Source organism: Pelovirga sp., assembly GCF_059864205.1.
Genome location: NZ_JCBCBS010000199.1, coordinates 1 through 15,498 on the forward strand (window position 1 = coordinate 1; position 15,498 = coordinate 15,498).

The following is a 15,498-nucleotide window of genomic DNA, read 5'->3' on the forward strand; positions in this document are numbered from 1 at the left end:
CCTTGACTTCACCCTTACCCATCTTCTCAGCCAACACCTTGGTGATCGCTGCGGTCAGGGTCGTCTTGCCATGGTCAACGTGACCGATCGTTCCGACGTTAACATGCGGCTTTAACCGCTCAAATTTTGCCTTCGCCATTGTAAACTCCTCTAGCCATTAACCTTGGCAATAATCTCTTCGCTGAGCGCTTTGGGCACCTGATCGTAATGATCAAATACCATTGTATAGGTTGCACGACCCTGGGTCGCACTGCGCAGATCGGTGGCGTAGCCGAACATGCTCGACAACGGCACATGGGCATTAACTACCTGGGCGCCGGCACGTGAATCCATCCCCATAATGCGGCCCCGGCGACTATTCAGATCGCCAATAACATCGCCCATGTACTCTTCAGGAACCACTACCTCAACCGCCATAATGGGTTCGAGCAAGGCAGGTGCTGCTTTTTTGGCACCCTCCTTGAAACCCATGGAGCCGGCAATCTTGAAGGCCATCTCTGACGAGTCAACGTCGTGATAGGAACCATCAAATACGGCAACACGAACGTCAACGATGGGGAAACCTGCAAGCACACCATTCTGCGCTGCCTCTTCCGCACCCTTACCAACGGCAGGGATATATTCACGCGGAATAACGCCACCTTTAATTTCGTCAATAAAAGTAAAGCCTTCGCCAGGCTCACCCGGCTCAATACGCAACCAGCAATCGCCGTACTGACCACGACCACCGGACTGGCGCACGAACTTGCCCTGCACCTGAACCGACTTGGTAATCGATTCACGGTAGGCAACCTGTGGAGCACCAACGTTACACTCGACTTTGAATTCACGCTTCATGCGATCAACAATAATCTCAAGATGCAACTCGCCCATACCGGAAAGAATGGTCTGCCCGGTTTCTTCATCCGTTCTGACGCGCATTGAAGGGTCTTCGGATAACAGCTTGCCAAGGGCAACGCCCATCTTCTCCTGGTCAGCCTTGGTTTTCGGCTCAACCGACAGGTGGATAACCGGCTCAGGAAAATCCATCGACTCCAGCAGGGCCGGATGCTCCGGATTGCAGAGGGTATCGCCCGTGGTTGTATGCTTCAGACCGACGGCGGCGGCAATATCACCGGCGTAAACCTGCTTGACCTCTTCACGCTTGTTAGCGTGCATCTTGAGCAATCGTCCAAAGCGCTCTTTTTTGCCCTTGGTCGAATTAAGCACTGTTGAACCGGATTCAGCAATACCTGAATACACGCGGAAAAAACTCAACTGGCCGACAAAGGGGTCGGTCATGATCTTGAACGCCAGGGCGGCAAAGGGGGCCTCATCAGCTGCAGGTCGCTCGAGTTCGGCACCAGTATCAGGATGCAAACCCTTAATCGGGGGGACATCGACTGGTGAAGGCATATAGTCAACCACCGCATCCAACAAGGTCTGAACGCCCTTATTCTTAAAAGCGCTGCCACACAGCACTGGACAGAAATGGATGTTTTTCATGCCCTGGCGAATGGCTGCCTTGATTTCATCAAGACTTAACACTTCGCCACTGAGATATTTTTCCATCAACACATCATCATGTGATGAAATTTCTTCGAGCAGGGCGTCACGAGCAGCCTGCACTTCGTCAGCCATTTCGGCTGGAATATCAATGATGTCGTACTTGGCACCAAGCGACTCATCATCCCATACCAGCGCCTGCATGGTAACCAGGTCAACCAGACCGCGGAAGTTTTCTTCCGAACCGATGGGTAACTGCAACGGCAGAGGATTTGCGCCGAGACGTTCGCGGATCATGTTAACACCGCGATCAAAATCGGCACCAATGCGATCCATCTTGTTAACAAAGGCGATACGGGGAACGCCGTACTTGTCGGCCTGACGCCAGACAGTTTCAGACTGGGGCTCGACACCACCGACGGAACAAAAGACGGCAACGGCGCCATCGAGGACCTTAAGTGAGCGCTCTACCTCGATGGTGAAGTCGACGTGACCAGGGGTATCAATAATATTGATACGATGGTCTTTCCAGAAACAGGTTGTTGCAGCGGAGGTAATGGTAATACCGCGCTCTTGTTCCTGCTCCATCCAGTCCATCGTTGCCGCACCATCATGGACTTCACCCAGCTTATGAGAAACCCCTGTGTAGAACAGGATCCGTTCAGTTGTTGTAGTTTTACCAGCATCTATGTGAGCCATAATGCCGATATTACGTGTTCTATTCAGTGGTACTATACGAGCCACAATCTATCTCCTAATGACAACCGGGTCTACCAGCGGTAATGGGCAAAAGCCTTATTGGCCTCAGCCATCCGGTGGGTATCTTCACGCTTCTTGACCGCAGTACCACGATTATTGGATGCATCAAGGAACTCACCTGCCAAACGCTCACACATGGTCTTTTCGCTGCGCCCCTTGGCATAGTTAACCAGCCAGCGCATCGCCAGTGCGGTGCGCCGTGACGGGCTCACCTCTACCGGAACCTGATAGGTCGAGCCACCAACACGGCGCGACTTGACCTCAAGCATGGGGCGAACATTGTCCATTGCCGTCCGGAACACATCAAGAGGATTGTTGCCACTACGTTCAGCGACAATATCAAAGGCGCCATAGACAATCTGCTCGGCAGTGCTTTTTTTGCCGTCGACCATGACGTTATTGACAAACTTGGCAACCAGCTGATCACCGAACTTGGGATCAGGCAGGATAACGCGCTTGGGAACTTCTCTTCTTCTTGGCATAAGGTCCTCTTCTTCAGACTTTGTTTACTTCGGGCGCTTGGCGCCGTACTTGGAACGTCCCTGCTTACGATCTTTTACGCCGGCAAGGTCAAGAGTTCCACGCACAATATGATAACGCACACCTGGCAAGTCTTTTACCCTGCCGCCCCTGATCAACACAACGGAGTGTTCCTGCAGGTTATGACCAACACCGGGGATATAAGAGGTAACGACCATACCGTTAGTCAAACGTACACGCGCAACCTTACGCAATGCCGAGTTTGGCTTCTTTGGGGTTGTGGTATAAACTCGCGTACAGACTCCACGCCGCTGAGGACAGGATTTCAACGCTGGAGAGCCTGACTTGGTCACCCTCTTTTTGCGTCCGTTGCGAATCAGCTGGTTAATTGTTGGCATCTTGTTGCTCCCAGTTTCTTATCATCATTTCAATCACCTATGTACCGGGCTTTCCGCGAGGAAAACTCGCAGACATTATCAATCGGCCCAGCCTTTGTCAAGACCTTTTATGCCCGGCGTGCGTTTTCTGCATACCCTTTAGCGCCTAAAAACTCACAGAGCCTCTAGTCCTCCATTTCCTCAGTATCTTCCGTTTCCGACTCATCTATCTCAAGCGGCGCCTCCAACTTGACTTCAGGCTCCGGCGTCCTGAGTTCAGCAACGCGGTATTTGGCCACCCCGGTTCCAGCAGGAATCAAGCGACCCATGATGACGTTTTCCTTAAGACCGTGCAGTACATCAACCTTGCCCTGAATGGAAGCCTGGGTGAGAACCTTGGTGGTCTCCTGAAAAGAAGCCGCCGAAATAAAGGATTCAGTAGACAAGGAGGCTTTGGTAATACCAAGCATGATCGGCTCACCAATAGCAGGCTGACCGCCATCTGCCAGAACCTTCTCGTTCTCCTCTTCAAACACCCAACGATCAACCTGATCATCACTTAAGAAGTTGGTATCGCCGACATCATTGATCTGTACCCGCCGCAGCATCTGGCGAACAATGGTCTCGATGTGCTTATCGTTGATCTTGACCCCCTGCAGGCGGTAGACCTCCTGCACCTCATCAACCAGGTACTTGGAGAGTTCCTTACTGCCAAGGACACGCAGAATATCGTGCGGATTGCTCGATCCATCGACCAGTTCTTCACCGGCATGAAGGAAATCCCCTTCATGGACAGATATGTGCTTTCCTTTAGGAATCAGGTATTCAACCGGCTCACCGATCTCCGGGGTAACAACCACCTTACGCTTGCCCTTGGCGTCCTTGCCGTAACTGACAACCCCATCCACCTCTGAAATAACCGCAACTTCTTTCGGTTTACGCGCCTCGAAGAGTTCGGCAACACGCGGCAGACCACCGGTAATGTCCTTGGTCTTGGTGGTCTCGCGCGGGATCTTGGCGAGGATCGCACCGGGGTGCAAAGGCATACCTTCTTCAACAACAATGTTGGCACCAACCGGCAGCATATAGCGTGCCGGCGCGCCATTGGGCAGCTTGGCTGTCTTGCCATCGTCCCCCTTGATGGTAACCCGTGGACGCTTATCGGCTGAGCGTGCTTCAATGATGACTTTGCGCGACAGGCCGGTCACCTCATCCACCTGCTCCTCCATGGAGACCCCTTCAAGGATGTCACCATAGCGTACGGTTCCAGCAACCTCGGTAATAATTGGCACAGTGTAGGGGTCCCACTCGGCAAGGGTGTCACCAGTCTTGACCGGGGCACCATCCTGGCGCGTCAAGTGCGCACCGTAAACAAGGGAGTAGCGTTCGCGCTCACGGCCGGCATCATCAACAACGGCAACCTCACCCTTGCGATTCATAACCACCGGCAAGCCCGCCTCATCATCAACCGTATTGAGGTTGATAAACTTCAAGGTACCGTCGAAACGGGCTTCCAATGCCGTCTGTTCGGCACGCCGCGAGGCGGCACCACCGATATGGAAGGTTCTCATGGTTAACTGGGTTCCCGGCTCACCAATCGACTGGGCAGCGATAACGCCGACCGCCTCACCGAGGTTGACCAGGTGACCGCGAGCCAGATCGCGACCATAGCACAGAGCGCAGATGCCGCGCTTGCTTTTGCAGGTCAGAACCGAGCGGATTTTAACCCGCTCAAGGCCGGCATTTTCGACTCTGGCAACGGCATCCTCGTCGATCATCTCGTTGGCTTCAACCAGCACATCATCGGTGATCGGATCGACAACATCATCCAGCGTCACACGACCGAGGATACGGTCACCAAGACGTTCGATAATCTCGCCTCCTTCGGTCTGGGACGAGACCTCGATACCATCGAGGGTGTCGCAGTCCTGCTCAGTAATGATGGCATCCTGGGCAACGTCAACCAGACGGCGTGTCAGGTAACCTGAATTGGCCGTTTTAAGCGCCGTATCGGCCAGACCCTTACGGGCACCATGGGTTGAGATGAAGTACTGCAGCACGGTCAAACCTTCACGGAAGTTGGCCGTGATCGGGGTTTCAATAATGGAACCGTCCGGCTTGGCCATCAGACCGCGCATACCCGCTAACTGACGAATCTGCTGGGCACTGCCCCGCGCGCCCGAATCAGCCATCATGTGAATCGCATTAAAGGAGGGGACTTTTACCGTCTCCCCTTCTGCGGAAACCAGCTTGTCGATCGCGATATTGCCGAGCATGGTGGTGGCGATATCTTCAGTACACTTAGCCCAGATGTCGATAACCTTGTTGTAGCGCTCGCCATCGGTGATCAGACCCTCGGTGTACTGCTGATGGATGTCCTTGACCTCATCCGCTGCCACTTTGATCCGTGCTTCCTTCGACTCGGGGATCTCCATATCGTCGAGACAGATGGAAACACCAGCAATGGTCGAATAGCGGAAACCGGTCTCCTTGATCCTGTCTGCCAGAATGACTGTTTCTTTGGTACCAGCCAGGCGGAAGCTGACATCGATCAGATGAGCGACCTGTTTCTTGCCCATGACCAGATTGACGTGCTTGAAGGGGATAACCGCAGGAACAACCTCGCGCAGCAAAATTCGCCCCACGGTTGTTTCGATTAACTGCAGTGGCGCACCCTTCTCGGCAGCCATCCGCACCTTGATGCCGGCCTGAAGATCTGCTTCACCGGCATCATAAGCCATCCGCACCTCTTCCGGAGAAACAAATACCTTACCGGAACCGATGACAAAAGGACGCTCTCTGGTCATATAGTAAAGGCCCAGAACCATATCCTGCGATGGCACAATAATCGGCTGACCACTGGCTGGTGAAAGGATATTGTTGGTCGACATCATAAGAACGCGCGCTTCAATCTGACTTTCGATGGACAAAGGCAGGTGGACAGCCATCTGGTCACCGTCGAAGTCGGCGTTGAAGGCGGTACAGACCAGCGGATGCAACTGGATGGCCTTACCTTCAATCAGGACCGGCTCAAACGCCTGAATACCAAGGCGGTGCAGCGTCGGTGCGCGGTTGAGCATGACCGGGTGTTCCTTGATAACCTCCTCAAGCACATCCCAGACCTCGGCCTTTTCCTTTTCCACCATCTTCTTGGCGCTCTTGATGGTAGTCGACAGACCGCGTTCTTCGAGCTTCTGATAGATAAAAGGCTTAAACAGTTCCAGCGCCATTTTCTTGGGCAAACCGCACTGGTGCAGCTTCAGCTCCGGGCCGACAACGATAACCGAACGGCCGGAGTAGTCGACCCGCTTACCGAGCAGGTTCTGGCGGAAACGCCCACCTTTGCCCTTGAGCATGTCTGACAGGGATTTCAGCGGACGCTTGCTCGGACCGGTGATGGCACGACCACGACGACCGTTATCGAACAAAGCGTCAACCGCTTCCTGCAGCATACGCTTTTCGTTACGCACAATGACTTCCGGCGCGCGCAACTCCATCAACCGCTTGAGGCGATTGTTACGATTGATGACGCGGCGGTACAGATCATTGAGATCGGAGGTGGCGAAACGGCCGCCATCGAGGGGGACCAACGGGCGGAGCTCCGGTGGCAGAACCGGGATGGTTTCAAGAATCATCCATTCGGCCTGATTGCCGCTCTGACGAAAAGCGTTGACAACTTTCAGGCGCTTGGAAACCTTTTTGCGCTTGGCCTCGCTGGTTGCCTCTTTCATCTCAAGGCGCAGCTGTTCGCCAATAGTTTCCATATCCAGTTCGGCCAGCAACTCACGCACGGCCTCGGCACCCATACCGGCAACAAACTGCCCGGCAAACTCGTCCATCGCTTCGCTGTATTTGTCATCGGGTAGCAGCTGCCCCTTGACCAGCGGGGTATCCCCGGCATCAAGAACAACATAAGCCTCGAAATAGAGAACCTTTTCCAGGTCCTTGAGAGTCATGTCAAGCAACGCGCCAATACGGGACGGCAATGACTTCAAAAACCAGATATGGGCTACCGGGCAGGCAAGATCGATATGACCCAGACGCTCGCGCCGCACCTTACTCGGAATAACCTCAACACCACATTTTTCACAGACGATGCCGCGGTGTTTCATGCGCTTGTACTTGCCGCAGTTACATTCGTAGTCCTTGATCGGGCCAAAAATCTTGGCGCAGAACAGACCATCACGTTCCGGCTTGAAGGTCCGGTAATTAATGGTTTCCGGTTTTTTCACTTCACCGAAAGACCGCTCCCGGATCTTGTCCGGAGAGGCTAAAGACAAGCGGATCGAATTAAAGCTCAACGGATCTTTCGGGCGCTCAAAGAGACTGAAAATATCTTCCAAAACGCATCCTCCTTGTTGGACGAGTGCTTGGGTTGCTGTAAATTTATAATGTCAGGAGTCGAAAACCGCTCCTGACTATTCTTCTTCGAGCAGATCAACATCGAGACACAAAGCCTGAAGCTCTTTGATCAGAACGTTGAAGGACTCCGGCAAGCCGGCTTCAAGGGTATGCTTCCCCTTGACGATGGCTTCATACATGCGGGTTCGACCGGCCACATCATCCGATTTAACCGTCAAAAACTCCTGCAAGGCATGAGCTGCTCCATATGCTTCCATCGCCCAGACCTCCATTTCACCAAGGCGCTGGCCGCCAAACTGCGCCTTACCGCCCAGCGGCTGCTGGGTAACCAGACTATAGGGGCCGATAGAGCGCGCATGGATCTTGTCATCAACCAGGTGGTGGAGCTTGAGCATATACATGATGCCAACGGTCACTTTCTCCTTATAAGCATCACCGGTTTTACCATCAAACAGCGTCATCTGACCACTCTTGGCAAAGCCGGAGCGCTCAAGCTCGGACTTGATCTGTTCTTCGTTAACCCCCTCAAAAACCGGTGACGCCATGGGTACACCGTCTTGCAGGCGCCGGGCGAGGATAAGCAGGTCATCCTCCGTCAGACCATCGATAAATTCGTCGAGTTCCGGATCAGCGTAAGCGGTCTTGATCTGCTTTTTAAGCGCGGCTTCGCTATACTGTTCTTCCAGCACCTTTTTGATCTGATTACCGAGGCCACGTGCCGCCAAACCCAGATGAGTCTCGAGGATCTGGCCAACGTTCATCCGTGACGGCACCCCAAGGGGGTTCAGTACAATCTCGACCGGCGTGCCGTCTTCCATGTAGGGCATATCTTCCTGCGGCAGAATCCGCGAAAGAACACCTTTATTACCATGGCGACCAGCCATCTTGTCACCGACCTGGAGCTTGCGCTTGATGGCGATATAAACCTTGACCATCTTGATGACACCTGGGGGCAAATCATCACCACGCTTGCATTTTTCGATACGGTCCTCAAAAACAGCGTTGACCAGTTGCTCACGTTCGGCCAAACGGACCTGCAGATTGCTGACTTTAGCTTCAATTTCATCGTTTCCAGAAATAGAGATATCCTGGATACGTGAGAAAGGAACCTTATCAAAGGCCTCGTCAGTAATTTTGCGCCGCTTGGGCAGTAAGACATTGCCGTCGCTATCTTCGATGGTTACAGCGGCGGTTTGACCGGACAGCAGTGAGCGAATCTTCTTGCGTGTGGAAGATCGCAGAATGCGGATCTCATCGTTCAGATCGTTGCGCAGTTGCTCAATTTCGCGCGCCTCAATCTGCTCGGTGCGGGCATCCTTGTCAGATCCCTTGCGCGAGAATACCCGCGCACCGATGACGACGCCTTCTTCACCGGGTGGAACCCGCAGTGAGGTATCGCGGACGTCACCAGCCTTCTCACCGAAGATGGCACGCAGCAACTTTTCCTCCGGCGAGAGCTGGGTTTCCCCCTTGGGGGTAATTTTACCCACAAGAATATCGCCGGCCTTAACACTAGCGCCGATGCGGATGATCCCCGACTCGTCAAGATCCATGAGGGCATCTTCACCGAGATTGGGAATATCGTCAGTAATTTCCTCCTTGCCGAGCTTGGTATCACGCGCAACACACTCGTACTCCTCAATATGGATCGAGGTGTAACGGTCATCCTGGACAAGCTTTTCGGAAATCAGAATTGAATCCTCAAAGTTGTAACCATGCCAGGGCATAAAAGCGACCAGGACATTCTGCCCCAACGCCAACTCACCCCACTGGGTTGATGGACCATCAGCAATCACATCACCAGCCCTGACTCGATCACCAACCTTGACGATCGGTTTCTGATTCATACAGGTGTTCTGGTTGGAACGGCTGAATTTGAGAAGATTGTAGATATCGACCCAGGTACCGGTTTCTTCCATATCCTTGTCGTCAACCTGGACAACGATACGGCCGGCATCAACCCGCTCAACCACCCCATCGTGGCGAGCAACGATGGAACTGCCGGAATCATGGGCGACAATCCGCTCCATGCCGGTGCCGACCAGCGGCGCATCGGAGCGCAACAATGGTACAGCCTGACGCTGCATGTTGGAGCCCATCAGGGCGCGGTTAGCATCATCATTTTCCAAAAATGGAATCAGCGCGGCGGCGACCGAAACAATCTGTTTCGGCGACACATCCATGAGGGTAATATCCTCAGGGGTCAGCAACATGAATTCGCCGTTTCTGCGCACATTGACAAGGTCGTTGATAAAGACATTATTTTCATCGATCGGGGCATTGGCCTGAGCGATCGAATGTCCTTCTTCCTCCAGTGCTGAGAAATATTTTATTTCATCAGTCACCTGGGCATTGCTCACAATCCGGTATGGGGTTTCAACAAAGCCATATTCATTGATCCGCGCATAGGTTGAAAGTGATGCGATCAGACCGATGTTCGGTCCTTCCGGGGTTTCGATGGGACAGACGCGGCCATAGTGCGTCGGATGCACGTCACGCACCTCAAAGCCGGCCCGTTCACGGGTCAGACCTCCCGGTCCCAAAGCTGACAGGCGCCGCTTATGGGTAACTTCGGAGAGGGGGTTGGTCTGATCCATAAACTGCGAAAGCTGCGACGATCCGAAAAACTCCTTGACGACGGCAGAAACCGGCTTTGAGTTGATCAGATCGTGGGGCATCAGACTGTCGACATCCTGCAGGCTCATGCGCTCTTTAATAGCGCGTTCCATCCGCACCAGGCCAACCCGATATTGATTTTCCAGCAGCTCACCTACCGCCCTGACACGTCGATTGCCAAGGTGGTCGATATCATCAATCGATCCCTTGCCGTTACGCAGGTCGATCAGATAGCGCACCACTGCGATAATGTCGTCCTTCGTGAGGGTCGACTGTTCAAGGGGTGAGTCCAGGCTGAGTTTGTGGTTCAGCTTGAGGCGCCCCACCGCCGAAATATCGTAGCGATCGGGATTAAAGAACAGGCTCTCAAAGAGCGCCGTTGCCGTTTTAACCGTGGGAGGATCGCCGGGCCGCAAGCGTCGGAAAATTTCGATAATGGCATCTTCTGCGGTCTCGATCTTGTCCGTGCGCAGGGTGTCACTTAAATAGGAACCGACATACAGGTGGTCAATAAACAGAATATTAAAATCCTGGATGCCACGCTCTTTGAATTCATTGAGCTTGTCTTCAGTCAGCTCGCTGTTGCATTCGAGCAGCACCTCGCCGGTTGCTTCGTCGACAATGTCGCTAGCAACGATCTTACCGAGCAATTCTTCGGTGGTTACCGGCACAAACTCGAGCCCCTCTTCTTTGAGTTTGCGAATTGCAGCCCGGGTGAATTTGCGGTTCGCTTTAACCAGCACCTCACCACTGTTGGAAAGGACATCCGAAGCGGCACGCTGGCCAACAAGCAGGTCATAGTTGACCCTTTTGACATACACCGAGTTGTTCCAGGAAATTTCTTCAAAATCGTAATAATGCTTGAGCAACTCTTCCGTCGTGTAGCCCAACGCCTTCAGCAGGACAGTCGCGGGCAATTTCCGGCGACGGTCAATACGCACCCAGAGCAGATCTTTGTGATCAAAATCAAAATCCAGCCAGGAACCGCGATACGGAATGATGCGGGCGCTGTAAAGGACCTTGCCGCTGGAGTGACTTTTGCCCTTGTCGTGAGAGAAAAAGACGCCGGGAGAGCGATGCAACTGACTGACGATAACCCGCTCGGTGCCATTGATGATGAAGGTACCATTCTCTGTCATCAGCGGGATTTCACCGAAATATACTTCTTGCTCTTTGATGTCACGAATCGACTGGGTGCCTGAGTCTTTATCGGTGTCAAGAGTGACCAGACGCACCTTGACCTTCATCGGTGCAGCGAACGTCATACCGCGCTGATGACACTCATCGACATCATACTTGGGCGTACCTAAATCATAGGATACATACTCCATAGAGCAGGTATCGCTGAAATCACGAATAGGGAAAACCGAGCGAAACACTGACTCGAGGCCACTTTGCTTGCGCGACGATGCAGGAATGTCAGCTTGTAAAAAACGGGCATAGGAAGTTTTTTGAATATCGATTAGGTTCGGAATATCGATGATATTCGAAACCTTTGCGAAGTGCTTCCTGAGGAGCGGATTATTCGCAAACGAATAGGCCATGGTTTCTCCTTGGGGTCAAAATCAAAAGGCCGGTAAAGACAGTTAACCAACTACTATAGTGTCACGGGTTCGGCCTGTCAGCGGGGGATAACAACCCCGGGGGCGACCAAATCCTGTTATGGAACAAGGTCTTCCAAACAACGAGAATAGCCAAGGCCGCACCGCGACCTTGGCTAATGCTCGACTATTCACTTACAATTGCTATTTCAGCTCCACGCCGGCGCCAGCTTCTTCAAGCTGTTTTTTGACGTCTTCCGCTTCAGCTTTGGAAACGCCTTCCTTAACCGGGTTCGGAGCGCCATCAACCAGATCCTTGGCTTCTTTCAAACCGAGACCGGTCAGGGCACGAACAACCTTGATGACGTTGATTTTCTTCTCACCGGCACTGGTAAGAATAACATCAAACTCATCCTTTTCTTCAGCAACCTCAGCAGCAGGACCGGCAGCAGCAGCAACGGCTACTGGTGCAGCAGCAGAAACACCAAATTTTTCTTCCAGTTCCTTGACGAACTCAGACATTTCAAGAACAGTCATGTTCTCAAGAAATTCAACAACTTGTTCTTTAGTTACTCCAGCCATTTTTTCCTCCGTAAGATATATGTAGCGATGTTTATAAAAGTTTAGGGATCAAGATCAAGCAGCTTTACTTTGGCCAATGGCGTTTAAAACCTGGACCAACGAACGCGGAATGGCAGCCAGCGTACCAACAAAGTTGGATACCGGGGCATTCATCGAAGCAAGGGCCTTAGCCAGCAGTTCTTCACGGCTCGGCAGATCGGCAAGGGCATTAATGTCGGCAACGGACAATAACTTTCCGCCCAGCACCCCTGCCTTTAATTCAAAGGCCTGAACATCCTTGGCAAACTTGCTCAGAATTTTTGCTGGGGTGACCGGATCAGCTCCCGCCAGGGCAATAGCCGTTGGCCCGGCACAGAATTTCTGCAGAGGTTCGGCAGAGGTTCCCTTGGCCGCCAGTTTAATCAGATTGTTCTTTACAACCCGGTATTCAACCCCGGCCTGGGTTAATTCACGCCGCAGTCTGGTCGCCTGATCAACGTTGATGCCGCGATAATCGGCCAGAAAAGCCGCATCCGTCTCAGCAAGGCGTTTTGCCAGTTCTTGAACAACTTGTTCCTTTTCTGTTCTGTTCATTCACTCTCCTCCTTTCTTTAAGATCGTGGGATCTGGATGTCCCGACCAAGTCAGCATGAGGGAGAGCGGTGACTTATTGTCACAGCACCCTGCAGCCTCGGCAGGTGGCAAAACCATTAAATGCACTAACGCATGCCTGCTGTCTTTGACTTAGAGTCTGTGTTATTTGATCATTGCCTGTAGCGCTGGGATGTCAAGATGGATACCAGGTCCCATGGTGCTGGACAACGACATCTTCTTCAGGTAAATCCCCTTGGATGTCGAAGGCTTCGCCTTGACCAGGGCATCAAGCAGAGATAGAATATTTTCTTTGAGCTTTTCGGCGTCGAAAGAAATTTTGCCCACCGGAGCGTGCACGATACCGGCTTTTTCAACTCGATACTCGATCTTACCCGATTTTGCTTCCTGAACGGCGCGCGCCAGATCCATGGTGACTGTGCCAACCTTCGGATTAGGCATCAAACCACGCGGGCCGAGCAGGCGACCAATCTTGCCGACGACACCCATCATGTCCGGGGAAGCAATAGCGGTATCAAAATCAAACCAGCCACCCTGGATTTTTTCGGCAAGGTCATCGGCACCCACGAAATCGGCACCGGCAGTTTCAGCCTCCTGAGCTTTTTCGCCCTTGGCAAACACCAGCACCCGGACATTCTTACCCAGACCGTTGGGCAAAACGTGAGCACCACGGACCATCTGATCGGCTTTACGCGGATCAACACCAAGGCGTACGCTGATTTCAACAGTTTCGTCGAATTTGGCGAAAGCCGCCTTTTTCAACAACTCCAGGGCTTCATCAATACCATAGGTGCGGGCACGATCTACAAGCTCTTTTGAATTTTTAATCTTCTTGCCAGTTGCCATCTTTTTTCTCTCCACTACTCGCTATTTCAGGCGATTTCAATTCCCATACTGCGCGCCGTACCCTCGATAATCCGCACCGCAGCATCTTCAGAAAACGCATTGAGGTCAGGCATCTTCAGACGAGCGATTTCGAGCACCTGATCGCTGGTAACTTTTCCAACCTTGTCCTTGTTTGGAACCCCGGACCCTTTTTTCAGGTTAGCTGCCCGCAACAGCAGGACGGCAGCAGGGGGGGTCTTAGTGATAAACGAAAAAGACCGATCTGCGAAAACCGTAATAACAACAGGAATAATCAATCCTTCCTGATCCTGGGTCTTGGCGTTATACGCCTTACAGAACTCCATGATATTGACACCGTGCTGACCAAGTGCCGGGCCCACAGGTGGGGACGGGTTTGCTTTGCCAGCGGTGATCTGCAATTTTATCTGTCCTATAACTTTCTTGGCCATTACCGACTCCTTAAACGTCCAAAACCTTTACCCCAGAAGCACTCAACTGGTTTTTTCGACTTGAATGAATTCCAACTCGACCGGGGTGACCCGACCAAAAATACTGACCATAACCTTCAGGGTCCCACGTTCGGGCCTGACGTCTTCAACGATGCCGGTGAAATTCAGGAAGGGGCCATCAACAACCCGTACGGTTTCACCCACATCAAACTCAACCTTGGGCTTGGGCTTTTCGACACCCTCAACCATACGATTGGTAATCTTGGCAACTTCATCTTCAGGAATCGCCGGCGGATTGACGCCGCCACCGACAAAACCAGTGACCTTGGCCGTTCCGGTAACCACATGCCAGGTTTCATCGTTCAAAACCATTTTTACCAGGATGTAACCAGGAAAAAACTTGCGGGTTGAGGTTTTGCGCTCACCTTTACGCATCTCAACAACCGTTTCAGAAGGGATCAGAATCTCTTCAAAAAAATCTTCAACCCCGGTAGAACGAATTCGCTCCTCGAGACTGAGCTTCACCTTGTTTTCATAACCCGAATAGGTGTGTACGCCGTACCATTTCATTGCCATGAAAAAGCCTTTTACTCCCGTCAGCCCAGAACCACTTGGATCAAGCGCGAGAGAATCATATCGACAACCCCCAGATAAACTGCACAGAACACGACAACGACTATAACTACCATGGTGGACCCATAGGTGTCTTTTTTAGATGGCCAGGTAACTTTTTTCAGTTCTGCTTTTACATTGCCAAGAAATTCGTTCATTTTTCCAGTCATTGGTCCGTCAGCCTCACTGTGTGGAGCTTGCTCTATAAAAAGTGGCAGGCCAGGAGGGATTCGAACCCCCAACACCCGGATTTGGAATCCGGTGCTCTAGCCGTTAGAGCTACTGGCCTGCAGAGAACCCAGGCAGCGATTAAATGCTACTTGGTTTCCTTGTGTGGTGTATGGCGCTTACAGAAGCGACAGTACTTGTTGAACTCCAATTTATCCGGAGTATTTTTCTTGTTCTTTGTTGTTGTATAGTTCCGGCGCTTGCACTCGGTGCAGGCGAGAGTGACAATGTCACGCATAATAGCTACCTCGTAAAACCCCTCCCGAGACAATCGGGAGGGATCAGTTCAGCTTGATTCCTTGGTTGTTACTCAATTACTTCGCTGACAACACCGGCGCCGACAGTACGGCCACCTTCGCGGATCGCAAAGCGCAGCTCTTTGTCCATGGCAATCGGGGTGATCAGATCTACTGTCATGGCAATGTTGTCACAGGCATGACCATCTCAATACCTTCGGGCAGCTCGACAATCCCGGTCACGTCAGTGGTACGGAAATAGAACTGCGGACGATAGCCTTTGAAGAATGGGGTATGACGACCACCTTCTTCTTTGGTCAGAATGTAGGCTTCG

At 52.4% G+C, this 15,498-nt stretch carries 13 protein-coding genes, 1 tRNA gene and 1 pseudogene; all 15 read right to left on the reverse strand.

Annotation, left to right across the window (positions count from 1 at the left end):
- On the reverse strand, nt 1-139 hold a 139-nt coding region (locus tag AC6F7T_RS12670), incomplete at its 3' end, for a GTP-binding protein (protein ID WP_500718319.1).
- 11 nt (nt 140-150) lie between these two features.
- A complete protein-coding gene (gene fusA / locus AC6F7T_RS12675; protein ID WP_500719379.1) occupies nt 151-2,229 on the reverse strand; it encodes an elongation factor G in 2,079 nt (692 codons plus the stop codon).
- A 26-nt stretch (nt 2,230-2,255) separates the two neighbouring features.
- The gene (gene rpsG, locus AC6F7T_RS12680; RefSeq protein WP_500719381.1) at nt 2,256-2,726 is read right to left on the reverse strand and encodes a 30S ribosomal protein S7; all 471 of its coding nucleotides are present in this window, start codon (nt 2,724-2,726) and stop codon (nt 2,256-2,258) included.
- Between the two features lie 24 nt (nt 2,727-2,750).
- Nucleotides 2,751-3,122, reverse strand: coding sequence for a 30S ribosomal protein S12 (gene rpsL / locus AC6F7T_RS12685; protein WP_500719383.1), 372 nt, complete (start codon nt 3,120-3,122; stop codon nt 2,751-2,753).
- 164 nt (nt 3,123-3,286) lie between these two features.
- Nucleotides 3,287-7,444, reverse strand: a complete 4,158-nt coding sequence (gene rpoC, locus AC6F7T_RS12690) for a DNA-directed RNA polymerase subunit beta' (protein ID WP_500719385.1) — start codon at nt 7,442-7,444, stop codon at nt 3,287-3,289.
- 75 nt (nt 7,445-7,519) lie between these two features.
- Nucleotides 7,520-11,623 (reverse strand): DNA-directed RNA polymerase subunit beta, encoded by a 4,104-nt coding sequence (rpoB, locus tag AC6F7T_RS12695; RefSeq protein WP_500719387.1) that lies wholly within the window; start codon nt 11,621-11,623, stop codon nt 7,520-7,522.
- 201 nt (nt 11,624-11,824) lie between these two features.
- Nucleotides 11,825-12,202: a 50S ribosomal protein L7/L12 gene (gene rplL, locus AC6F7T_RS12700; protein WP_500719389.1), complete on the reverse strand. Its 378-nt coding sequence runs from the start codon at nt 12,200-12,202 to the stop codon at nt 11,825-11,827.
- Between the two features lie 54 nt (nt 12,203-12,256).
- Entirely contained in the window at nt 12,257-12,775 is a 519-nt protein-coding gene (rplJ, locus tag AC6F7T_RS12705) for a 50S ribosomal protein L10 (protein WP_500719391.1), read from the reverse strand.
- A gap of 162 nt (nt 12,776-12,937) precedes the next feature.
- Nucleotides 12,938-13,639, reverse strand: coding sequence for a 50S ribosomal protein L1 (rplA, locus tag AC6F7T_RS12710; protein WP_500719393.1), 702 nt, complete (start codon nt 13,637-13,639; stop codon nt 12,938-12,940).
- Nucleotides 13,640-13,665: 26 nt separating this feature from the next.
- Nucleotides 13,666-14,088 (reverse strand): 50S ribosomal protein L11, encoded by a 423-nt coding sequence (rplK, locus tag AC6F7T_RS12715; protein ID WP_500719395.1) that lies wholly within the window; start codon nt 14,086-14,088, stop codon nt 13,666-13,668.
- A gap of 42 nt (nt 14,089-14,130) precedes the next feature.
- On the reverse strand, nt 14,131-14,664 hold the full coding sequence (gene nusG, locus AC6F7T_RS12720) for a transcription termination/antitermination protein NusG (RefSeq protein ID WP_500719397.1): 534 nt from the start codon (nt 14,662-14,664) through the stop codon (nt 14,131-14,133).
- 20 nt (nt 14,665-14,684) lie between these two features.
- Nucleotides 14,685-14,858 carry a preprotein translocase subunit SecE gene (gene secE, locus AC6F7T_RS12725; protein WP_500719399.1) on the reverse strand — a complete coding sequence of 58 codons (174 nt, stop codon included), beginning with the start codon at nt 14,856-14,858 and terminating at the stop codon, nt 14,685-14,687.
- A 54-nt stretch (nt 14,859-14,912) separates the two neighbouring features.
- A tRNA-Trp gene (locus AC6F7T_RS12730) sits at nt 14,913-14,989 on the reverse strand.
- Between the two features lie 27 nt (nt 14,990-15,016).
- A complete protein-coding gene (rpmG, locus tag AC6F7T_RS12735; protein WP_500719401.1) occupies nt 15,017-15,169 on the reverse strand; it encodes a 50S ribosomal protein L33 in 153 nt (50 codons plus the stop codon).
- A 65-nt stretch (nt 15,170-15,234) separates the two neighbouring features.
- Nucleotides 15,235-15,498, reverse strand: a pseudogene (locus AC6F7T_RS12740) (EF-Tu C-terminal domain-related protein); the annotation flags it as partial.